The sequence below is a fragment of the Emticicia sp. MM genome, assembly GCF_001649495.1.
This window is the reverse complement of record NZ_LXHX01000065.1, coordinates 41,186-64,764: the sequence shown is the minus strand read 5'-3', so window position 1 is coordinate 64,764 and position 23,579 is coordinate 41,186. Positions and strand designations below refer to the sequence as shown.

The following is a 23,579-nucleotide window of genomic DNA, read 5'->3' as shown; positions in this document are numbered from 1 at the left end:
TTAGCATGAAGCTAACTTAACTATTTTTAATCTCTTTCGCAAAAGCGAAAGTCCTATATTTATTTCTGGATAAATAAATTTTTAGTTTCCACAAAAGCACCGTGTGTAATTTTTGCTATGTATTTCCCTGCTGATAAACTTGATAAATCTACCACTCTTCGTTCTGATAAAGTAGGTATAGAATTAAAATAAACAAGTTCCCCTTTTAAATTGTAAATAGTTAAAATTATATCCGAAATATTATCTTTTGCCTCAAGAGTAATTATACCATTAGTAGTAGGTATCGGATAAATGATTATATCAGTAATTGTGGGGTCAGGAATAAATGAATAAGCCCCCGAAAGGTTCGAACGACAAGTAAGTGTTTTATTGGGTACTGAATAGTTTTTTAATGCAGTTACTGTAAAGAAACTTGGTGTTGTAGCTTTCAAAAAAGCAGTTTTGTTATTCAATACTTCATTATCTCTTTTCCACTCATAAGCTAAATCACCGATTTCTATTTTTTGCTTTGCTTGGAGCGTGAAAGCTCCCACTTGCACAATTTCCGGTGCCTCAGGTCGAGGTTTTATTGAAAAAGTAACAGGCTCAGAATCAACCGAATAACAACCATTTTCATCTTTTGCCTTTACAGTAAACTTATAATCACCCGCAGCCCGAATGGTTATCACTGGAGCTACCTCATTATTGCTCCATATATTTTCCTTCAAACTAGTAGAGGCGAGTGTCACAGAATTCCCTTCACAAACAGCTAAATCACTCTGATAAATTACAGGCTTCCCTGGTAAAGGCAAAACTTGGGTTACAATTGCGTTTGATTCTGGTGAAGCACATCCATTAGCATCTATTCCTCGTACACTAAATGAACCTGATGACTTTACGGTAATTTGCTTTTTTGATTCACCATTACTCCAAAGAAAAGAAGTATAATCTGGGGTATCAGTCAATAAATCTGTGCTAGTTCCTTCACAAAATTGTGGACTAATTTTAGTGTATGCAAATGGCTTAACTGATGGAAAAACTTTCTTTACATCAATCGTATTTGTGAATGAGTAATTACCAGTTTGGTCTCTTACGATGGTGCTGTATGAACCCGTTGAAGCTGTAAGTGTATTAGCCATCAAATTATTTGACCACTGCTGGGCGGTATATGCATTGGAAACGCTTAGAGTTACTTTATCATTGCTCAAACATGAAGCATTCAAAGATAAAATTGGTGAAGGCAAAAATGGCACAGATTGATTGAAAAACTGCGTATTCATTTTAGCATCCCATGCCTTTGCCAAGTTTGAAATTCCTTCATTAGTAAAATGAACTCCCTCAGGGCGAGGCACTTGGATAGAATCTGTGAATGGCCCTTCAAAGATATAGTCTGCTGGGTTTATCAAACTGTTTTGTGCACTTACAACAGACGGATATAATTGATCTATTTTATAGAGTGACGTGCGAGTAATCATCCAACTTATCTTCTTACCAGCATCGAGTCGACTTTTCTCTATGACTTTTTTGAGGGCATTTGCATAATAATCTTGGGTAGTCTTCAACTCTGCTTCTGCCTCACCTTGCTCCCACAAAACTGAGCGTAAACCCATTTGTGAGATATAATATTGTAGCGAAATCCGCAGGTATGAATAGGGCGTATTGTTTGGATAAGTAAATTGAAAAAACGGATGCTTAGTTGCAACACCTATTGAACTACTATACCAGTTTTCAATACTGGAGCCCTCGTAGGCGGCATTAAAAAATAAAATTGGTACATTGAGACGTTTAGCGAGCAAATCTCCTAATTCACCCCAACACCAAGAGCCTTGCCCTCTTGGGGCAATTGATGAGCTCAATTCTATATGAGAAAAAGCTTGAAAAGGGGGAATTTCATCAAGAAAATCTATCTTTTGATAATTAAAGCAATTAACACGGTCATCGACAGATGCTGTTTCTCCAAAATTTCTTTTCCCTTCTGCATTAGATTGTCCGGCAATTAAAAATACTTCGCCAATACCTACTCTATCAACCGATTTTTGACTAACCACTGCCCCATTTTTCCAACCTCTTACTTGTAATTCATACCAACCTCCGGCACCTTTTAATGAACCCGTAAAGGTACCATACTTCGGTTTATCTGCAATTATAGTCCAGTCGGTAGCTACACCTTGCCCAGTTTTTATAGGAACAAGTCTAGCTTCTATCCTTTCAACAACATCTTCATATTGACCAGTAATAAAAATAATAGAACTATTATTTTTATCTCGCTGGAAAACACTCCTTGATAGTGGTAAATTAATAGTTATTTGAGAATATCCATTAATATTAATAAACAATAAAGAAAAAAACAAAACAAGCTCTCGCATCAGTCAATCCTGTGTTTTTGTTAGGAAATTTCGGTGCAAATATAAATATTTTCTTAAAATTTTATTTCAAAATTTTGTACTATTTCAAGAATTAGTACCTATTAGTTTTCAATTTCTTTGAGCCATGCTTGTATTTTTTGCTCCCAAAGCATTTGTGCAGAACGAATAATACTGTGATTGGTTTCAGTATCATATTGTTTTTGTAATCGATTCATTTCTCGATATGATTCTAAATATTCATATTGAATCATACTGTTTAGGTCGATAATTAAATCAGCTTGCATCGTTGAAACTTTCTTTTTGAAACGCTCGGCAACAAGTTTGGCAATGTCGAAGTGTAATTGCTCATGTGCCAATGCATAATCATTTAATGAAGGTGGTATCACCCATGACATACCTCGAACCATGTATGTTTTAGTAGCAATTTTTGCAACAATATAGCCATCAATAACCTCAAAACTTGCCGTATAAGCAAAATTGGCAAATATTGCCGCCCCATATCTACTATTAGATGGTTTTCCTCTAAAATCATCCCAAGTGATTTTTCGAGTATGATAGTAAATTGTATCTGAATCATTTACATCTGTTTCAGGCAAAAATATCATCTTTATTCCCTTCACCAAAGCCTCATGTTTTGTTCCATTCACCAATAACCACTTATCAAAATACTCCAGCGATTTGGTCAATAATTTATTCAAAATGCCTTCATATTGTTTATTATCCATCAAGTAGTTTGACCTGATATATGAAGTACTTGTAGTTGTCTCAGTTAATTGAACGGTATCTTTCTTTCCTATTCGATCAAATGCAAGTTGAATACTCACGTGTCCAGAAATATTACTATTGGGAAGTTTTGTTTCTGTAAATCTTAATTCAAGAATTTTTATCATCAAATGTAAAGGTAGGTCTGTTTGAGGAATTGTTTGAGTAAATGCTCTTTTCAGATTAAATTCTAAGCCTCCTTGTAACTGTAGTGATTCGGTTTGAGTTGAAGAACTCATGATAATTCCAATATTTTCTTTATCTAGCCTAGCATCTTTTACTCCATTTATGGTGAAAGAAGGTTTAAAATCAACTTTTGCCATATTTACATTGATTTGCCTCTGTGCAAAAAGCGGTTTACTAAAGAGCAAACAAGTAAATAATAAGTGCCATAAAACTTTCATCTTTTATATTAAATCCTGCTTGTTGGAGAACAGATACTTTTATTCTTATTGATGATAACAAAAATACTCAAGTATTTGATTTATAAATTAAGATGAATTTATATTTTAATTGTATAAACAGCCTCCTAAAAATCTATTATTAAATGGCACTAACCAAAATTACAAATAGAAGAGTTAACATTGAAATGTAAAACTTTTTTGTTTAAATTTCCTAAAGAATCTAACTTACATATTCTTCTTCAAACGATGGCTACTAATAAAACTACCGAAAATACCGCCGATGTTACCGACTTCATTAATCGAATTAGTGATGAGTTGAAGCGAAATGATAGTACTCAATTAGTAGAAATATTTGAAAAACAGACTAGCTTCCAAGCTAAAATGTGGGGAGCAAGCATTATCGGATTTGGTAGTTATCATTATAAATATCCAAGTGGACACGAAGGTAATGCTCCAATTGTCGCTTTTTCTCCGAGAGCAGCCGCCATTTCCTTGTACGTTTATTTGCCACCTGACCAAAGAGAGTCCTTACTCACCAAATTAGGCAAAACCAAATCTGGCAAAGGTTGTATTTATATAAAAAAACTAAGTCATATAAATCTTGAAGTACTGAATGAATTGATTGATATTGCGGTGAATTATAACAAAGAAATACACGGTTAAAATTTCCTCTAAATAAAAAATACTATGAAAAAGCAATTACCAATCGAACAAAAGGAGGTTTTATTAAAAATCCTAAAAACTCGATTTGAGAAAAACATTAGCCGACATCAAGCACTTGATTGGGCAAAAATCCAAGCAAAATTAGAGGCTAACCCTGAAAAACTTTGGTCGCTCGATGAAATGGAAACCACAGGTGGTGAGCCTGATGTGGTTGATTACGATGCCCAAACTGATGAATATATTTTCTTCGACTGTTCGGCCGAATCGCCCAAAGGACGGAGAAGTGTGTGCTATGATGCCAAAGCTTTAGCATCACGGAAAGAGTATAAACCTGCCAATAACGCTCTCGATATGGCTGAAGAAATAGGCATTAAAATTTTGAATGAACAACAATATAGATACTTGCAAACACTAGGGCATTTTGATGCTAAAACTTCGAGTTGGATAGAAACCCCCGACAATATTCGTAAGCTAGGTGGAGCATTATTTGCCGATTATCGTTATGGGAATGTATTTGTTTACCACAATGGTGCTGAATCATATTATGCCTCAAGAGGGTTTCGCGGTTTTTTGAGGGTATAAAGACTTATTTTTATCTATAACCAATGTATAAATTGTGTTTTTCCATATACATAATCTAACTATTTTTAACTATGATAATCAGAGAAATTATTGCGTCTTCGCCCACGATACACACTGCTGTTCAACATTTTATTGATTTATTAGTTAGTTCACCATATACCATTTCAACTGAAACTTTAGATGCCCTCATTCATTCAGAAAATAGTCATTTATTTTTGGCTTTTGATGAGGCTGAAAATATTTTGGGTATGCTTACAGTAGGTATTTATTATAGCCCTACTGGAAAAAAAGCTTGGATTGAAGATGTGGTAGTGGATGATATCGCTCGTGGGCAAGGTTTGGGAGAAAAGCTAGTTCAGCATGCCATTGCGTTTGTGAAATCAAAAGAAGTTAGTTTACTGATGCTCACATCTAATCCTACTCGTGAAGCAGCTAATAGACTCTACCCACGCGTTGGATTTAGTAGGAAAGAAACTAATGTGTATAAAATGTCTCTTTAAATGGATTTTCAATTAAAAAAATACACTGATAATTACCGACAAGAACTCATTAAAGTGTGGGAAAGTTCGGTAAGGGCTACGCACCATTTTTTGAGTGAAGAGGATATTCTTTTTTATAAATCTTTGGTAGAAGGCATCAATTTCAATGAATTTGATGTGTATTGCTCATTTACTGCAACTGATGAACTCATTGCTTTTATGGGAGTTGCCGAAAATAAACTCGAAATGCTTTTTTTAAACCCCAATTATATTGGAAAAGGTTTAGGAAAACAACTCACACTCTTTGCCATTAACGAGCTAAAAGTCAATGAAGTAGAAGTCAATGAAGACAATGAAAATGCCATAAAATTCTACAAAAAAATAGGTTTTAAAATTTTCGACCGAACCCCTCTTGATGGATGTGGGAAGCCCTATCCTATTTTAAAAATGCGACTTTAAAAGTAATCGAAATAAAAGCCACCTTAAAATAAGGTGGCTTTTATCATTCAATCGTTTCTGATTTTTATTTTTTTCTTGGTAATTTTTCATCTCGCATAGCTGCATTATATACAAATGATGCTACAATAGTTGCGGCTTGTTTCAAATCTTCAGGCTGAAGGTGGTCATAAGAATCCATGTTTGTATGGTGAGTACGAGTATTGTATTCAATTTCATCTTGAATGAACTGAAAACCTGGAATTCCAACACCAACAAATGACAAGTGGTCAGTACCGCCAGTATTTCTTATCGTAACGGTCTTTGCTCCTAAATCATGGAATGGCTCAAACCACTTAGTAAAAATCGGACGACATGCTTCATTGCCTTGCAAATAAATACCTCTGATTTTTCCAGTACCATTATCTACATTGAAATAAGCCGCTACTTTTTCGCCTTCTGCATTGCTTTTCTTAGAATCATTGGCATCTGCTAAATGATTTTTTACATAATTTCTTGAGCCCCAAAGTCCTTGTTCTTCGCCACTCCAAAGAGCTATTCTAATCGTACGACGAGGTTGTACATTCAAGGTTTTCAAGATTCTTACAGCTTCCATCATAACTGCCGAACCAGCAGCATTATCTGTAGCACCTGTTGCACTTTGCCACGAATCAAGGTGAGCACCCAACATCACAACCTCTTCTTTCAATTTAGGGTCTGTGCCCTTAATTTCAGCCAAAACATTATAGCCTCTTAAGTCTTCAGTATAAAACTTCGTTTTTACGTCTAATTCTAATTTTACAGGAATGCCCGCTTTGGTTAATCTACAAAGCGAAAGATAATCTTCGGCTGTAAGCATAATATCGAGTAAACCTTCTGGCTCGTTGGCTTTATAAGAGCCACCACCTGAGACAAACAACGTACCATCTTTACCTCTTGCACTCATGCTCAAAAGTGCCAAAGCTCCTTCTTTCTTTGCCATATCTTTAGTTTTTGTAGAAAGCATATTCGTTCTACGCATCGCCTGCATCATTGAACGAAAAGCAGTATCTGGTTGAGTGGTGGCTGTTGCTGAAGCACTAGCCATTTTCTCTAACTCTTCATCTGTATAACGTGTAGCATCTGGTTTGAATGAAGGTTGAATTTTATCGTTTTTATAAAGTAAAATAACTTTATCTTTAAGTTTTCCACGATAATTTTCTAGTCCAAGCGTATCGGTTTCGTCAATCAATAAAATTTCTGCTGATTTCAATTTTCCCTTAGTTCCAGCCGTCCAAGTTTTTGGATACGCTATTAATGGACGATAATAAGGTTCGGTCATGGCAATGTAGCTTTTCTTCAATTCCCAACCTTTCCCAAATTCACCCCATGCTTCTAATTTTGCGTCTTCTAAACCCCATTCTGAAAGTTTATTTTTGGCATAATTGGCAGCTTTCATATAACCTGGAGACCCCTGAAGACGTGGGCCATTGACATCGGTGAGATTAAAAGCAATATCCATTACTTTTGATTTTTGAAGGCCTTCTTGACGAATCTTCTTCGTCATTTCTAAGTCGATTTTTTCTTCTTGGGCTTTGACAGTAGCCACAGAAAGCATACTAATGGCAATAAGAGGTAGGAGTTTTTTCATATATAGATAAGTTCAGTTTGTTGTGTGATAAAGATATAAGTAATATTCGATAGCCTCAAAAATTTGAGATTAATTAGCTTGATAAAGCGATTAACAAAGCATAAAAGCTGATTTGTGTATATTTTTCTTAACTTTGAATATAATGCAAATAACATTTGAAATGAACATACAACAAGCCTTTGCACAAAATTGTATTGAAGTTTTAAAAGATGATAGCTCAGTAATTGGGTTAGCAGCGGCAGGTTCTTGGATTACCGATGAAATCGACCAATTTTCAGACCTTGATTTGGTTTTAGTAACAAAAGAGAAAATCACGCATGATAAAAATTTAATGCTCACTTACGCTAAACGTCTAGGGCATTTTTTATCGGGATTCACGGGCGAACACGTGGGTGAACCTCGTGTGCTGATTTGTTTATACGATTCACCTCTTTTGCACGTAGATATTAAGTTTGTTACATTAGAAGAGTTTGCGTATCGTGTTGAAAACCCTGTTATTTTGCTCGATACTGACAACCAACTTCAAAAAATTATTGAACATACTCATTACAATTTCCCTTATCCAGATTATCAGTGGATAGAAGATAGATTCTGGATTTGGGTGCACTATGCCCTCCTCAAAATTGGACGTGGTGAATTGACCGAAGCTCTTGATTTTATGGGATTTATGCGAATGGTGGTGCTCGGGCCTCTTCTACATATTAAAAATGAAAACCTGCCGAGAGGAGTTCGAAAAGTTGAAACACAAATTACCAAAAATGATTTTGCTGATTTGAAAGCAACGATTCCAAGTTATGACCGAAAATCTTTATTAGAAAGTTTATCAAAAGCCATTGAAATTTATCGAAATTTACGAGTTCAGCTTTTCTCCTCAGAAATACAATTTCAGCAAGAAACTGAACTTAGAGTGATGCAGTATTTCGAAGAAATAAAGCAAATGAACGATCATTAATTACCTATTTTTTATTCAAACCTAATCAATTATGCGAAAAACTCTTTCTATTCTCACCTTAATAACTACCCTTATGGCTTGTTCAACTACTAATAATACCCAACAACAAGATACTACCAAAGCCGAGCAATCACCGCCGATAGTTGGCAATGATACCGATGAACATGGCTGCAAGCCTTCAGCTGGTTATCAGTGGTCAGTCTTAAAAAACGATTGTATCAGAATCTTTGAATCAGGACAAAGATTAGACCCAGTTGCCGCTGAATTAGAAAAATCCTTTTCGGCTTTTGCAGTTTTCAAATCAGATTCAGCCAAAGAGCAAGTTGAGTTATTCTTAGTGGGTGAAAAAGCATCAGTCATTTTGAATAAAGATGCTAAAACTAGTCTTTGGAAAAACGATAAATATACACTTAGCCAAAATAAAGAAGTTTATACCTTGGAAGATGCCAATAAAAAATTGCTATACAAAAGTGGTGCAGATAAATGATATAAAGCATTTGTGCCTCATCTTTGAGATGAGGCACAAATGCTTTATATACCTCAATATTTCAAATCAAAAATTGCTCCCACGTAAACAATTCTGCTGATTGGTGCAGAACCATAAACTGTTATGGCATTGGCATTCGTCAAGTTTGTTCCACCTAATCTAAAGGTGGTTTTCAATGGTTTTACTTGATAATTTAATTGTGCATCAAGTGTTCCGAAAGCCTTAATTTCTCCCTCATCAAAAGGCATAAAATAAGTATAAGTACTATTCCAGCGATAATTTACGGCATATGTTAAGTCATTCGCTAAGACTCCATTAACCCCAATATTAAACTTATGCGTAGGCGTATTAAAACCAGCTATCAAACCTTGAATATCTGATATTTTCGACCATGTATAATTTCCATACACACTAACTTGCTTATTTACTCGGTAATCTACACTAATAAATGCACCCTGTGTCGTGACAGGCTTATCAAAATTAGCCCAAGTTTGGATAAATCTTCCACGAGTACGGTCGCTGACTGGCTTCGCCCAGTCTCCTGTTTTCTTGGCAAAATCACCTGCTGGCACCACGCCATCTTCACGCCCTTGGAAACGTACAATTCCGATAAAGCCATTATATAAACTTCGATAATAACTCAAATCAACTTGTAAATCTTTGCTTAGTAATGCTTTATAACCCACTTCCCATGAATTCATTTTTTCTGGAGCTAATTTTGACACTTCATAAGAAGCCGTGCCCGCCGAGTTTAGGCCTTTGAATCCATTTTGAGTATTCCCGATTAATAAAATACTACCATAATCTAAGTAAATGAATTGGTCAAGTTGGGCAGGTGCCCGATACGCAGTAGCATAATTTGCTCTAAAATTATGTCGGCCCGCTGCGTAAACTGCCGAAATACGTGGAGAAAACTTTGTGTCGAAATTCTTAAATGCATCTACCCGAGCAGCCGCAGCAAGCGTTAGCTTTTCATCGAATAACTTTTGTTGAATTTGCCCATAAGCTCCTGTTTCCCAGTTAATTATCTGGTTACGTTGCTCTGAATTTAATGGAGAATAAATGCCATCCATCAATAAAGTACCGCCCGATTTTAGAATATATTTACGATAAGCCCCTCCGAGTACAATATTGGTAGTTTTGAGACGAAATTCGCGTTGAGCAGAGAAATCAATATTTCGGGCATTATTGGCAAAAGCTGCTCCTTTTATGGTTGCTCCATTGATATTCAAATCTCCAATGCCATTGGCAACTTTCTGAGTGACCGCCTGAAATACTGAATTTGATACTCCAACAGGATTGGCCTTAAGTTGAAGGTTTTGGGTGAGATTAAAAGCCAATTTTGCCGCATTTTCTATACTTTGTCCACCTTGTATCGCTGGTAAACTAAAGCCAAAAGGCACACCTCCATTTACGCCATCGGGTGTATAGACGCCAGCGAGCATACCACCTAAGAATCCATTACCACGAGCGGCAGCAAAAATCTGATTCCATGCATTAAAATAATTGGCAGCAATGGTCGGATACGTTCCATTGGCAGGATTGGTCATTCGCATATTCTGTAAAGCATTGGCTACACCGCCCAACTCATAGGCTTTTCCACCATAATCATAAACCGAATAGGCACGTACAAACCAACGGTCATTCTTCACCTCAAATTTGTGCAAATCATATTCCATTTCTCGCCAAGCAAAGCGGCTGGTACTTTGAAAAATACCATTTCCGAATGTCTTGCGGTATTCATAAGACGCCCTAGTTTTATCATTAATTTTGAAATGCAAGGAAGGATTCAAACGAAGATTTCCTGCTTTAAAATCACCACCAAAGCCAAACTTATTACCATCATTTGCTGTTAATATTTCGCCTTCTTTAAAGCCCGGCATATAGATTCTATAAGGCTTTCCATCGTTGTATTTAGTAAAATTAGGGTCGGTAATTGTTGAGCCAATATCACCAAAATAATTAAGTTTATTCCAGCCAAAAGGCGAACCATAAGCATTGTTAGCCGCATCAGAACCAGCCAAACCACCTGCCGTTCTGGCCTTAATGGCCGCATCTGATTCACCCAAAAATTCATTCGCTGAAATAAAATTGGCATTTAGTTTAAAGGCAAAACGTTTGGCAAAAACCTGTGCATATCGAATTTGAGTATCAAATAATAAGCGAGAACCTCCACGAAGCGAGACCGTAAGCCCTTGGTTTTTAAAAGGGTCTTTTGAAGTCATCAAAACAACACCATTCAATGCACCCGAGCCATACAATGCAGAATTAGCCCCGTAAATAACTTCGATATTATCTATGTCTAATTCGGGAGTTCCCATCCAGTTACCTCCATAGAGAGACGAAGTTGGCGACATAAACTCCACATTATCAGCCAATTGCAGCAAACGCTCGGCCTTAGCACTATTAAAACCGCGTGTACTTAGGCTCGTAACAAACCAACTCGATTGATTGACATCAATACCTTTGTAGCGGGCCAAAGATGAGATTAATTCGATATTAGGCGAATTTTGTAATTGTAAAGCCGAAATTTTGGTAACTGAAATAGGGGCTTTGAAGATATTTTCTTCGATTCTGGAAGCAGAAATAACCACTTCATTGAGTTTTTGTACGCTATCGAGTTGAGCAGATGCCGAAAAGGCAAATAGTGAAATTAAAATACTGCTAAAAGTTGTAATTGTTTTTTTCATTTTCGTTGGTTTAAATTTTTAGGCAATAGACAAAACAAGGGTCAATAAAATATCTGCTGACCGTTGACAAATGGCTATAAACTAATTTCTATTCCTCAATCCATTTTTTGAATTGTGTAGCATTTTCTTGGCTGATACTTACTTCAGCTTTTGCAAGGTGCATAAGTTCAAGAGCAATTTTACCCTTAAAAGAAGGTTTGAAGCTAAGAATGGCATTGATATGCACAATAAATTTGCGGTTTACACGAAAAAAATCTCGGCTTGGCAGTTCCACTTCAAGGTCGCTCAGACTACGTTCTACCGTATATCGTTCGCCCGATTGGTCTATTAAAAATACAATTCTCGATTCGGTGTAAATAAACGCAATATTTTGAGTTGGAATTACATAATAATTGGTTCCTTTCTTAGCAATAAGGCGGTCTTTTTGAAAAACACTTTTGTTATTTTTTGAAACATTATCGGCCGAAAAACGCTTTAAAAAATGATTTTTCAGTGCATCATATTTATCAAATACTCTCAAAATTTCCTCTCTACCAATAGGTTTTCGCAAGTAGTCGAGGGCATTAAAAATCATGGCTTGCGACCAATACTTATCATACGCCGACATAAAAACAACTGGGAAACTCGGATGAATTTCTTGAAAAACCTCAAAAATAAGCCCATCAACTAGTTCTACCTCACACAATGCTAAATCAAATGCTACACCCGAACAAAGCAAAGTCTTTAAGTTTTCGTTGGTGCTACAATGCTCAATTTGTGCCATGGCATAATTTTCGGCTATTGTCTGCAACATTAGCTTTAAATTATTTTCATCTTTTTCTACTAAAAGAATATTCATTGACAATTTGAGTATCGAGATTTCCGCTTTCAGACAGAGAATTTCGGTGTTGGCGAAATAAAATTTGCGTTACAAAATTACGTAGAACAAATTATAATACAGGATTTTGTATTTAAAACGCAATTTTTTATCTAAAAAGGCATCAAAACAACGCTTTGATACATTATTTCGTCTATATCCGAAAACTAACGATACCTTTATGAATCCTTCGAAAATCCTATTGATGTCAGCGGCCATTTGGCTTTTAGCTGCCTGTGTGAAAAACGCCGAAACGATTACTCCTACTAGCACCAATCCTGACTGGACAACTGAAAGCCACAGTAATGATGCCGACCCAGACTATAATGTCGTCTTTCCTCAGGATAAAGTAAATACCCTTGAAATAATCATGACCAAACAAACTTGGCAAGAAATTAAAACCGATATGATTTCGGTAAAAGGCGCTGATTTTGGTGCAGGTGGCAATCAAGGTGGTGGCCCCGGCGGTGTAAATAGTACCACAGAGCCTAAGTATGTTTCGGTAACGATGAAGTTCAATAATAAAACATGGAATAACGTTGGTTTCAGACTCAAAGGTAATTCAAGTTTATCATCAATTTGGCGTAGTGGTATTTATAAACTCCCTTTTCGAATGCAATTCGATGAGTTTGAAGACAAGTATCCCGAAATTAAAGACCAACGCTTTTATGGTTTCAAAGAAGTTTCGATGTCACCCGCATTCAAGGATAATTCTTTGATTAGAGAAAAAGTAACAGCCGATATTTTCCGAATGGCTGGAATTCCTGCTGCACAAACGGCCTTCTATAAAGTATATATTAATTTTGGCGATGGGCTTAAATACTGTGGTGTTTATACCATGATTGAGGCCATTGAAGACAATATGCTCAAAGCTCAATTTGGTGAAGAAAAAGGCAATCTTTATAAGCCAGAATCAACATTCCAGAGTTTTTCACAAGCTCAATTCGAAAAGAAAAATAATGAAGATACAGCCGACTGGAGCGATATACAAGCAGTCATTACCACATTAAACGCTTCAACTCGTACTTCTAACCCTACCCAATGGCGAGAAAACCTAGAAACGGTCTTTAATATGGACCATTTTATCAAGTGGTTGGCGGTTAATTCTACGCTTGTCAACTGGGATACTTACGGCGGAATGGCACATAATCACTATCTCTATAATCATTCAACTAAAAAACTCATGTGGATTCCGTGGGATAACAATGAAGCTCTTACTTCGCAAACTCGTGTGCAGTTATCGCTGGCAGGAGTTGCCAATAGTTGGCCACTGATTAATTATGTAGCCAACGACCCTATCTATTATGTCAAATACAAGGCCTATGTAAAAGATTTTAACGATAACGTTTTCACTACAAATAAAATGAACGAACTTTTCGATAAAGCCACTAATTTGATTACGCCTTATGTAAATGGCACAGAAAAAGAAGAAAAGCCCTATTCAAATCTTACCAATACTGCCAGTTTCACAGCGGCTTTACCAGTTTTAAAACAACACGTAGTTGGTAGAAATCAGGCCGTTGCCAGCTTCTTGAAATAAAAAATATATACAAAACTTATTTGTACGTTTCAAATAATGCGTTTTGCATTAATTTAATGAACTGATTTTCTTGACAAAATTGCTTTAAATAAAGAATAGTCTCTACAAATCAAGAAAAATAACCGTTGGTAAATACAAACTATTAAAACCATCTAAGTCAATTATCTTTACAGATTGGTATCTTTTAAAAAACCATGTGAATATAAAAATAAGTAATATGAAAATCCTAATCCTGCTTTTAATGCCATTCAGTCTTTGGGCACAGTCGAAAAAAGACATTCGTAAAAATGGTGTAAAAGGCATTACAGAAGTAGTCTTAGAATATGAAAATGGTAAAGAAGTAGTACACAATGATGTTGTAAGAAAATTCGATAAAGAAGGCGAGACTATTCTTGAAATAAATTATGATAAAAATGGCATTTTGAAGGCAAAAACTGCCAATAAGTTCAACAAAGATGGTAATAAAACTGAAGAAATTGTTTATGATTCCGCAGGCCGACAAATTAGTAAAGAAGTGTATAAATATAATGGCGAAGGAGAGAAAATTGAAGAAATACAATACGATGGAAAAAATACCATAGTTGCCAAAACATCGTATGTAATTAATAATAAAGGACTTAGAAGTGAAAAACGCACCTATGATGCCAACGGGAAATTAATCCAGAGCAAAAAATACATTTATGAATTTTAGACCTGAACTTCAAAAAACAATGTCTAAACAATGACAACAACTGTTTTTTTCGAAAAAATAAAAAAGGAAGTCCAATTATTTGACCCCATTGCTTTAACAGAAATGGAAAAGGTCAAGCTAATGGATAGAGTTGATGTAAAATATCTTATTCCACTCAATTTATTGCCAACTATTCTGGCTGATGCCAGACAACATTACCGACTTTTAGAGATTAATCAAGAACGTATTTGCCCTTATCAAACGCTCTATTATGATACAAAAGATTTAACGCTATACCATCAACATCAAGTAGGGAAGCAAAATCGTTATAAAGTTCGTTCAAGAAACTATGTGGGTTCTAATTTGCAGTTTTTTGAGGTGAAACTGAAAAATAATCGCGGTCGAACCATCAAAAAAAGAATTAAAATCAATGGAATTAACGAAAGTTACTTATCCGATGATAGTTCGGCATTTCTTGGTAGAATTAGTCCACTTAACCCCGAAAATCTCCAAGGAATTATGTGGGTAAATTATAGTCGACTAACACTAGTGAGCAAACATACAACCGAACGCCTTACGATTGATTTACAACTAACATTTAAGAACAATTCTAAAGAAGTACAATTCGCTCAAATTGCCATCGCTGAAATCAAGCAAGAACGCATGGGAGCATCACCAATTCTTGATATTCTGAAAAAACATCATTTAAAATCAGGTTCAATTAGTAAATACTGTTTCGGTATCATTAGCCTCTTTGAAAACATCAAGAAAAATAATTTCAAAAAACACCTAAGAAGAATTTCAAAAACCTTACTCCAATATGAATCTTTTACAGCAAACGCTATCGCCTGATACTTTACAATCTGTTCAAACAGCTTCTTTTGAATTGTTCGAGAAACTTTCCAATAAGTTCTTTGTGAGGCTATTCATCGACCTCTTGTCAGTATTTGTGCTTATTAGACTTATTTTTTATCGTAACTACAAAAAAGCCGATCAATATCTAACGTTTTTTGCCTTCAACTTGGTTATTTTCTTAATAACTTATTTGCTTAATAAAGTTGAAATGTCAATGGGTGCCGCTTTTGGTTTATTTGCCGTATTTTCAATGCTACGTTACCGCACCGAAAGTATCTCGCCCAAAGATATGACCTACCTTTTCTTAGTCATTGCTATAGGTCTGCTATCAGCCATCAGTAAAGGCGGTTGGGACGAACTTACTTTACTCAATGGTATAATTCTATTGGCTACTTTTCTCTTAGAAAGTAATTGGTTAATAAAGAAGGAATTTACTAAATCATTAATTTATGATAATATCAACCTTATTACACCAGAAAGACGCTCCGATTTATTAGAGGATTTGAAAAAACGCACAGGCTTGAATATACATCGTGTAGAAATTCAAGAAATTGACTTCCTGAAAGATGCTACTAGAATGACAATTTACTATTTCGATTAATCTATATATCAATTAGCATGTGAATTTAAACTGAAACATTTCCTTTATGACAAAATATCTTAAAATATTTACTCTATTATTAATTTCGCTTGGTACTTATGCCCAAAAATCGGAAGTAGATTTTCAGACTCGCCCTGCTATTTCACTCGACATTGATTTCAAGAAAGGTTGGAGTTTAGGAACTGAATACAGGGCTAAATTTAATGAAAATTCAAGCAATTATCGAGGTTCATACTTTTACCTTGAAGGCGATAAAAAAATCAACAAATACCTTTCGGTAGGAGCAGCCTATCGTTTTGGTATTATAAATGGTGAAAATTTTCACCGTTTTGCGGGTAATATCGAAGGAAAATATAAAGTAAAAAGAATTACTTTCTCACTACGTGAAACCTATCAAACACAAAAACAAACTTTCATTGGCGATGATGAAGGTACGGCCGAAAAATATTGGCGTACAAGATTAGGTCTAAAATATGCAGTAAGCAAAAAGTTAGATTTTAGTATTTCTACCGAAACATTCATGCATGATAATGAAGGAGTTTTTGAAACTGATTTTTGGAGAAATCGTGCAGGAATAACTTACGAATACCTGAAGAATAAAAGCGTAAATCTCTATTATATTTGGCAGCCTGATGTAAATAAAAAATATCCCGACACTAAAAATATCGTAGGAATCAATTTCATTTTTGGCATCAAAGCCAAGTAAAGTGGCCAAATTCAACCTAATCCCTATTACCAAAATGTTTACTCGAAAAGTAATACTTACTACTCTTTTGTTGGGGTTATCTTTAACGGTTTTTGCTCAAAAATCTGTCACTGATTTCCAGACTTGGTATGATGCTGCTGTTAAATTAAATTTAAAAAAGGGTTGGAAACTTTCGAGCCGCTTTCGAGTTCGACTCAATGAAAATTCAAGCAATTATCGTGGTTCTTACTTATTTTTAGAAGGAGAAAAAAGAGTTAATAAATATATAAGAGTTTTAGCTAATTACCGTTTGGCTTGGGTAGAAGGCAATCAATACCACCGATTTTTGATTGGTACTAATGCTCAATTTAAAACTAATGGCTTTACTTTTTTCACTCGACCGATGATACAATATCAGAAAGAATATTTTATCAACGACGAAAGCTCTAATAATGATAGTGAAAGTTTTCTACGCCTTCGCTCTGGCCTTAGATATAAAATCAATAAACATTGGGAAACGTACGCCTACGCTGAGCCTTTTTTTAAAATCAAATCTGGAAAGCCCCTTTCTACTTCTTTTTGGCAAAACTCCGTCGGCCTCACTTATGAATACAACAAAAATAAGTATGCTACAATCTATTACATTTGGCAACCCGAAGTAAATAAAAAATATCCCGATACCAACCAAATTCTTGGTTTAAGTTTAGAGTTTGAAATTAAGCCTTGATATGTACTTCGTCCCCCCCCTACGGATAATCTATATAATATTATTCTAATGAGAAACATTATTTTAAAATTTTGAGTCAATTGAACTACCCTTCATTGCAATATTTCTACCAAATTAAAGGCACTCTAATCGAACCAATACGAGCTATTATTTGTCATTAATATAGAATTATTTACTGTGCCAAAGTGTTAAAATATTAAAAGAAAAAAATCTTGCATATTAAGTTTACTTTTTTTTAATACAATTAATAAAAAATTTTAATTAAAAAAAAGGCATTTCACGCTATAAAAGTCCCATAAAGCTACTTATCGAACGGTACGTTTGAAGTGGCAATTGATTATTGAATTTGATACGCCTTTATTGGTGTGATTTTTGCTTCTTTAATAGTCAAAACAACTAAACGTGTGAATGTTAATGGTACGATTTATTCTATCAGGGTATGTATTAACTTCCACTTTTCCTGATAGATGAATAGACCTATACTTGAGACTCCTAGGATTAAGAGAGAAAAACTTATGCCTATTACGAACAATTTAAGTACATTTGATTGGGTGGATAATTTTGCTTTAGATAACGCTGTTGAGTTAGTTGCACAATATTTTCAGACACCCATTGCTGGGGTTTCTTTTATTGACAATAACATTCAGTGGCTCAAGTCAAAAATTGGCTTGACTGAAAACTCATATCCTATTAGCAATTCATTTTGTCAATACACCATTACTCATGATGGTGTATTCGAAATATCTGATATATCCAATAATCAAGATTTCAAAGATACAGCGGCAGCACTGGCCAATCCTGATTTTAAATTTTATGCTGGTATTCAGCTAAAATCAATTCATGGATTGATTGGTACTTTGTTCATTGCTGATTTCATGCCAAAGTCGTTAAATGACCAAGAAAAAAAGTCATTAATCACATTTGCTTCGAACATCTACGCAATATTAGCCTTAAATAATCAAAACTCGAAGCCTCCTATTAGTAGTAGAACTATTGATTACTCCATTAAACAACAACTAAATTCAGTAATTGATAATTTATCTAATACTATTTCTAACGACTACCAAAGCCTTCAAGCCAATAATGAAACCATAAAAAAATCATATTGGGTTGAGGTAAGTGCAAGTTCTAGTTTAGATGATTCTAGAATTGAAAATATCAAAATTAATACCGACTTCATAGATGTAACAGAAAAGAAAAGGAAAGACGCTGAAATATTAACCCTAATTTCTACACAAAATGCAATTTTTAATGGGGTTTCATTTGCTGTTATCTTTACTGATACAAATGGTATTATCCGCAGAATTAATAAAGCAGGATTAGACCTCATTGGATATACAAATGACGAAACTGTTGGAAAAACACCAGAGTTTTTCCATGATCCAGAAGAAGTAAGAGAGCGTTCATTAGCCTTATCATTAGAGTTCGGCAAAATGGTTTCTCCTGGATTTGATACCTTTGTCATGAAAGCACGACTAGAAAATAAGGTTGATGTTAATGAATGGACATATATCACCAAAGAGGGTAAGCGTATTCCTATTAATCTAAGCGTTACATGTATTAAGAATAACGAAGGAGAAATTATTGGTTATCTTGGAGTTGCTGAAGATTATACCGAAAAGAAACAAGCAAAAGAAGAACTAATTAAAGCCAAAAACGATGCCGAAATGGCTGTTCATGCTAAAGATAGCTTCTTAGCTAATATGAGTCATGAAATCAGGACTCCCCTCAATGCAATTATTGGTTTTACTGAATTATTGTCGCAGAGTAAACTTGATGCCTCTCAACACGAGTACATCAATCACATACAAGTTGCAGGCGATAATTTACTACTAATCATTAATGATATTCTTGATTTATCTAAAATAGAATCAGGTCAATTAGTAATTGAGACTTATCCGTTTAATATTACTGATACCTTAAATCACGTTTATAGTTTACTTAAAATCAAAGCCGCACAAAATAATATTGATTTTTCTTTATCTCTGGCCGATGACCTTCCAGAATATATACTTGGTGATAAAGGTAGAATCAATCAAATTTTAGTAAATTTAGCGGGTAATGCCATCAAGTTTACCAAAGATGGAAAAGTAACCATTTCTGTCAAAAAAGTTAATGAAAATAACGATAGCATTACTTTACAGTTCTCTGTTAAAGATACGGGTATTGGTATTCCTCAAGAAAAGTTAAATAGCATTTTTGATAGATTTACTCAAGCAGAAGCCAGTACAACACGTCGATTTGGCGGCTCTGGTTTAGGTTTAAATATTGTTAAACAATTAGTTTCTTTACAAAAAGGGAAACTGTTTGTTGAAAGTAAATTAGGGGAAGGCTCTGAGTTTTACTTTATAGTTACATTCCAAAAGGTAGACTCGAGCACTGTCGATAATATTAAAGACACTACCTTAAAAGCACAATCTATTAGTTCGCTTTCAATTTTACTATGCGAGGATAACCAGCTGAATCAGATTCTAGCTAAAAATGTATTACATAATTTTGGTTTCAGTGTAGATATTGCCAATAATGGGCAAGAAGCCATTGAGGCATTAGCCCAAAATAAATATCAGCTGATTTTGATGGATTTGCAGATGCCAATAATGGATGGTTATCAAGCAACTATTTACATTCGTAATGTTTTAAATTCTAATATCCCAATCATTGCAATGACCGCCCATTCTTTGGTCGGAGAACAACAAAAATGCTTTGATATTGGTATGAACGGTTATTTAGCAAAACCTTTCAAACAGCATGAATTATTAGAGAAAATTCAGTCAGTAGTAGAAAACTCCGAATTTAAAGAAAAAATGGCAACCCAAACACCAGAAGAATCAACCAATAACACCCCTGAGGAATCAATCAATAATACACCTGAAGATCATGTACTCGATTTATCATATCTTGAGTCAATCGGTGGGGGAAATACTGAGTTTATTAAAGAAATGATTTCATTATTTATGCAAGGTGTACCTACAGACGTAGAGCAGCTTGAACAAAAAATACTTGAAAAAGAGGTCGATGGTGTTAAAGCAGTCGCTCACCACATGAAATCATCATTAGGTATGTTTGGAATGTCCAAAGAGGTTAAGTTTCTAGAAAAGACTGAGCAAAACGCAAAAAATGGAATAATCAGTGCAGATATTAACGCTGAATTTCCAATTTTCAAAGCCAGTGTACAGCGTACGCTTAATAGCATGCAAGCCTACATAAAATAAAATTATTTTAAATCTTAGCGTTAAACTGTAATCGAAGCAAATGTCGAAGCTAGAAGTTTGGCTTAGAGGCCCTCTTCCCGATGTGCCACCTTTATTACAGCCTATCGTACATACATTATTACAAGCACAAGAAGAGTTGCATGAGTCACTTGCTCACTTTGCCAATCATTTACTTTGGCAAAGACCCGAAGGAGTAGCCTCGGTGGCATTTCATTTACAGCATATTACTGGCGTATTAGACCGGCTGCTTACGTATGCCCGTGGAGAAATGTTAAATGAACAACAGTTAGACCAGTTAAAAGCCGAAGGTGTTGAAAATCAATCTATTACAGTACAAGGACTTTTAGATGCACTTGATATACAAGTAGAAAAAGCAATTAATCAAATTAAAAAGACCAACCAAGAATCACTCACAGAAATTCGTTATGTTGGGCGTGCAAGAATACCTTCCACACAAATTGGCTTACTCTTTCATGCAGCCGAACACACAACCCGCCACTTAGGCCAGTTGCTAGTTACTGCGAAGTTAGTAAAGTAGGTAAAGCATTTATCAAAGATATAGTGGTCTTTCTATCAGCTACTTGCCATTGGGCTTGTATTTGTTCTACTGCTTTTTTTGCTTTCTTCGCTCCTACTATTTTTCCAAGTGAATTTTCTACTGCATACATCAAGCCTTTAATTTCTACCTCATCGGCATCCATCAGAATGGCAGCCCGCAATCTACTTATGCTTTGCTCGAAATAAACTTGATTACTTTGTTCGCTAGATATAAGTACGTCTCTTTCTTCAAAGGTATCGCTCGGAGTACCATTGAAAGCATAGTAACAGATGATAAGCATAAAAACCGCTAATGAAACAGTATTTTGTAAATGATTTTGGCGAGATGGAACCGAAAAGTGCATTGACTTTGTTTTTTATACAAAATAAGTTGACTAATGTTAGATAGAATTTATCTGAATATTAAGAAACCATAAATTTTGAAAGTTCTTCTATTTCTTGTATCAGATTTCTTCTCAATTTCTTAACATTGGCACAATATTTAGTTTAAATATTCAAACGACCTTTGTGGCGTAAAATAAATGAAGAATGAAAAAAGGAAGTTTCAGACTAAGCCAAGCTCACTGGAGATATACAGTGAGGATCACAAACGGCCTCAGTGAAGAACGTTTGTATGAGGATACCGATGAGGATTTCTACGGTGATGCCTTTGAAAGCGATGATTTCGATGAAGTTTTCGACGATGCTATCGGCGAAAATTTATCAATCGCCGCTTAATTATTTAAGAATTAAAAATTTATCATATAGTTTTGTTTAGGTTAGTAATCAAAGAATCAGCAGAGAGAATTTCACTCTGCTTTATTTTGCTTCAAAACTAGGCCTCCCAAACAAAAAGCCCTTAGATTTTTCAATCTAAGGGCTTTTTTATTTAAACACTTATACTTATTTGTACTTTACGGAACGTCCGATTCAGAATTCCTCGATAAACACTCCCAAAACGCTCATAACACCACTTTCGCAATTCTTTGATTTCTTTTAGGGATAATTGTTTTAAACCTTTTTTTAATTCTTTTTCAAACAGTTCCTTCTCAAAACTGACTTTTTCTAAAATCAGTTTAACATACTCAATCATCTTCATAGAACTCCTATTTTTTTAATGAACAGATGGTAATAGAGGAAAAGTATGTAAATTTAACAATATTTTTTTGTACTTAACAAAGTATTTTTTAAGTATTTATCATTAAATCTTTCTCCCCTACTATATTCCTTATAACGTTAATAGGAGTTCGTCTATTTCTTTTTCTGTGTTAAAAAAAGATAAAATCTTCAATAAAACTGCTTCCATAACTGCGTCTGGGCAAGAGGCTCCGCAGGTAAGCATAACTGTAAGCTGTGGTTTTTCAGGAAGGAAATCATCCGTTATTTCTTGTTTTTTATGTAAATTATAGCGTTTTACTAGGTTTTTATCTAAAATACTCTCATGGGATTGAATAAAATAGGTGGGTAATTTTTCTTCGCAAAGCTCAACTAAGTGAGAAGTGTTTGAACTATTATATCCGCCTACAACAACAGCTAAATCAGCCTGATTTTCAAGCAAAGCATAAGTAGCTTCTTGGTTATCATTGGTAGCATAACAAAGTGTATCACGAGTATTGGCAAAATATCTTTCTACTTCATTTGGCTGGGCGTTGTGATACTTTGTAATTACTTGTTTCAAGAAATCGGCAATACTCTGTGTATCCGAAGCCAACATGGTAGTTTGATTCACAACACCAATGCGGTCTAAGTCCTTTTCGGGGTCAAAGCCTTCAGAGTATTGTCCAGCAAAATCTTCATAAAATTGTTCTTTGGGCAACTCTCGTGTAATATATTTAGCCAATTTCTCGGCTTCTTTCATATCATTAACCACCACAGTCGGGGCATTTTGCTTACTATGCGAAAACGTCGCACGAGTTTCTTCGTGCTTAGGTTTTCCATGAACTACAATGCTGTAGCCACGTTCGCCAATTTGCCCAGCTCTATTCCAAACTTTCTCTACAAAAGGGCATGTTGTATCATATTTGTAAGGGTCAATTCCTAAAGAAGTCAGTTGCTGCTGAATTTCAATGGTTGTTCCAAAAGCTGGCACTACTACCGCATCTTCGGGTTTAAGCTCACTCCAATCAATCAGTTGATTTCCCTTGGTATCCATCAAAAACTTAACGCCTTGAGAAAGTAAATCTGCATTAACATCAGGATTATGAATCATTTCACTCAGAAAGAAAATTCTTTTATCAGGATTTTCTCTGATAGTTTTGTAAGCAATCTCAACGGCATTCTCTACACCATAACAAAAACCAAAATGGCGGGCTATTAAAAACTTAATAGTGCCAAAATCTAGCACCGTAGGCGTAAAATCTTTTTTTAACTTATCTTTACTCCGACGAGCTTCTTTGATTTTGCCGATGATATTACTTTTATAAATTTCTGGAATAACGAATGATTTCATATTAATCGATGATAAATG

General features: G+C 35.1%; 23 protein-coding genes. 15 read left to right on the top strand and 8 right to left on the bottom strand.

From position 1 onward, the window contains the following. Positions 1-59 precede the first annotated feature (59 nt). On the bottom strand, positions 60-2,345 hold the full coding sequence (locus A6M55_RS08090) for a sialate O-acetylesterase (protein ID WP_015027741.1): 2,286 nt from the start codon (positions 2,343-2,345) through the stop codon (positions 60-62). A gap of 101 nt (positions 2,346-2,446) precedes the next feature. After that, positions 2,447-3,430, bottom strand: coding sequence for a hypothetical protein (locus A6M55_RS08085; RefSeq protein ID WP_156511007.1), 984 nt, complete (start codon positions 3,428-3,430; stop codon positions 2,447-2,449). A gap of 327 nt (positions 3,431-3,757) precedes the next feature. Between A6M55_RS08085 and A6M55_RS08080 the strand changes: the two genes are divergently transcribed. From A6M55_RS08080 to A6M55_RS08065, 4 genes are all read left to right on the top strand, one after another. Then, positions 3,758-4,174, top strand: coding sequence for a DUF1801 domain-containing protein (locus A6M55_RS08080; protein WP_015027743.1), 417 nt, complete (start codon positions 3,758-3,760; stop codon positions 4,172-4,174). A gap of 24 nt (positions 4,175-4,198) precedes the next feature. Next, positions 4,199-4,756 (top strand): DUF4256 domain-containing protein, encoded by a 558-nt coding sequence (locus A6M55_RS08075; protein WP_064197172.1) that lies wholly within the window; start codon positions 4,199-4,201, stop codon positions 4,754-4,756. Positions 4,757-4,827: 71 nt separating this feature from the next. Next, entirely contained in the window at positions 4,828-5,256 is a 429-nt protein-coding gene (locus A6M55_RS08070) for a GNAT family N-acetyltransferase (RefSeq protein WP_064197171.1), read from the top strand. Next, the gene (locus A6M55_RS08065) at positions 5,257-5,694 is read left to right on the top strand and encodes a GNAT family N-acetyltransferase (RefSeq protein WP_015027746.1); all 438 of its coding nucleotides are present in this window, start codon (positions 5,257-5,259) and stop codon (positions 5,692-5,694) included. Between the two features lie 64 nt (positions 5,695-5,758). Here the strand turns inward: A6M55_RS08065 and A6M55_RS08060 are convergent, their stop codons facing one another. After that, a complete protein-coding gene (locus tag A6M55_RS08060) occupies positions 5,759-7,300 on the bottom strand; it encodes a M20/M25/M40 family metallo-hydrolase (RefSeq protein WP_064197170.1) in 1,542 nt (513 codons plus the stop codon). Between the two features lie 142 nt (positions 7,301-7,442). On the opposite strand from A6M55_RS08060, the gene A6M55_RS08055 reads away from it, so the two are divergent. Next, complete coding sequence (locus A6M55_RS08055) at positions 7,443-8,252, top strand: aminoglycoside 6-adenylyltransferase (RefSeq protein WP_064197169.1); 810 nt, start codon at positions 7,443-7,445, stop codon at positions 8,250-8,252. Between the two features lie 31 nt (positions 8,253-8,283). Continuing rightward, on the top strand, positions 8,284-8,739 hold the full coding sequence (locus A6M55_RS08050; RefSeq protein WP_052315337.1) for a hypothetical protein: 456 nt from the start codon (positions 8,284-8,286) through the stop codon (positions 8,737-8,739). Positions 8,740-8,792: 53 nt separating this feature from the next. Here the strand turns inward: A6M55_RS08050 and A6M55_RS08045 are convergent, their stop codons facing one another. Then, the gene (locus A6M55_RS08045) at positions 8,793-11,429 is read right to left on the bottom strand and encodes a TonB-dependent receptor (protein ID WP_064197168.1); all 2,637 of its coding nucleotides are present in this window, start codon (positions 11,427-11,429) and stop codon (positions 8,793-8,795) included. An 88-nt stretch (positions 11,430-11,517) separates the two neighbouring features. Then, positions 11,518-12,267: a LytTR family DNA-binding domain-containing protein gene (locus tag A6M55_RS08040; RefSeq protein ID WP_015027751.1), complete on the bottom strand. Its 750-nt coding sequence runs from the start codon at positions 12,265-12,267 to the stop codon at positions 11,518-11,520. Positions 12,268-12,466: 199 nt separating this feature from the next. Between A6M55_RS08040 and A6M55_RS08035 the strand changes: the two genes are divergently transcribed. The 8 genes from A6M55_RS08035 (at position 12,467) to A6M55_RS08000 (ending at position 21,113) form a co-directional block, all read left to right on the top strand. Continuing rightward, complete coding sequence (locus A6M55_RS08035) at positions 12,467-13,825, top strand: CotH kinase family protein (RefSeq protein WP_064197167.1); 1,359 nt, start codon at positions 12,467-12,469, stop codon at positions 13,823-13,825. A 217-nt stretch (positions 13,826-14,042) separates the two neighbouring features. Then, entirely contained in the window at positions 14,043-14,516 is a 474-nt protein-coding gene (locus A6M55_RS08030; protein WP_041693386.1) for a hypothetical protein, read from the top strand. 30 nt (positions 14,517-14,546) lie between these two features. Continuing rightward, a complete protein-coding gene (locus A6M55_RS08025; RefSeq protein ID WP_015027754.1) occupies positions 14,547-15,347 on the top strand; it encodes a polyphosphate polymerase domain-containing protein in 801 nt (266 codons plus the stop codon). Continuing rightward, on the top strand, positions 15,316-15,951 hold the full coding sequence (locus A6M55_RS08020; RefSeq protein ID WP_015027755.1) for a DUF4956 domain-containing protein: 636 nt from the start codon (positions 15,316-15,318) through the stop codon (positions 15,949-15,951). Before A6M55_RS08025 ends, A6M55_RS08020 begins: the two co-directional genes overlap by 32 nt. A 46-nt stretch (positions 15,952-15,997) precedes the next feature. After that, complete coding sequence (locus tag A6M55_RS08015; protein ID WP_064197166.1) at positions 15,998-16,657, top strand: DUF2490 domain-containing protein; 660 nt, start codon at positions 15,998-16,000, stop codon at positions 16,655-16,657. Between the two features lie 34 nt (positions 16,658-16,691). After that, positions 16,692-17,363, top strand: coding sequence for a DUF2490 domain-containing protein (locus tag A6M55_RS08010; RefSeq protein ID WP_015027757.1), 672 nt, complete (start codon positions 16,692-16,694; stop codon positions 17,361-17,363). Between the two features lie 515 nt (positions 17,364-17,878). Then, on the top strand, positions 17,879-20,575 hold the full coding sequence (locus tag A6M55_RS08005; RefSeq protein WP_064197164.1) for a response regulator: 2,697 nt from the start codon (positions 17,879-17,881) through the stop codon (positions 20,573-20,575). A gap of 40 nt (positions 20,576-20,615) precedes the next feature. Further along, the gene (locus A6M55_RS08000) at positions 20,616-21,113 is read left to right on the top strand and encodes a DinB family protein (protein ID WP_064197163.1); all 498 of its coding nucleotides are present in this window, start codon (positions 20,616-20,618) and stop codon (positions 21,111-21,113) included. On the opposite strand, the gene A6M55_RS07995 is transcribed toward A6M55_RS08000, so the two are convergent. Then, positions 21,091-21,477 (bottom strand): hypothetical protein, encoded by a 387-nt coding sequence (locus A6M55_RS07995; protein WP_064197162.1) that lies wholly within the window; start codon positions 21,475-21,477, stop codon positions 21,091-21,093. The two genes, A6M55_RS08000 and A6M55_RS07995, sit on opposite strands and share 23 nt — an antisense overlap. A gap of 184 nt (positions 21,478-21,661) precedes the next feature. Between A6M55_RS07995 and A6M55_RS07990 the strand changes: the two genes are divergently transcribed. Then, positions 21,662-21,850, top strand: a complete 189-nt coding sequence (locus A6M55_RS07990) for a hypothetical protein (RefSeq protein ID WP_015027761.1) — start codon at positions 21,662-21,664, stop codon at positions 21,848-21,850. A gap of 151 nt (positions 21,851-22,001) precedes the next feature. Here the strand turns inward: A6M55_RS07990 and A6M55_RS07985 are convergent, their stop codons facing one another. After that, positions 22,002-22,211 (bottom strand): hypothetical protein, encoded by a 210-nt coding sequence (locus A6M55_RS07985; RefSeq protein ID WP_015027762.1) that lies wholly within the window; start codon positions 22,209-22,211, stop codon positions 22,002-22,004. Between the two features lie 129 nt (positions 22,212-22,340). Next, positions 22,341-23,561, bottom strand: a complete 1,221-nt coding sequence (locus tag A6M55_RS07980) for a 4-hydroxy-3-methylbut-2-enyl diphosphate reductase (protein ID WP_015027763.1) — start codon at positions 23,559-23,561, stop codon at positions 22,341-22,343. Between the last annotated feature and the right edge of the window lie 18 nt (positions 23,562-23,579).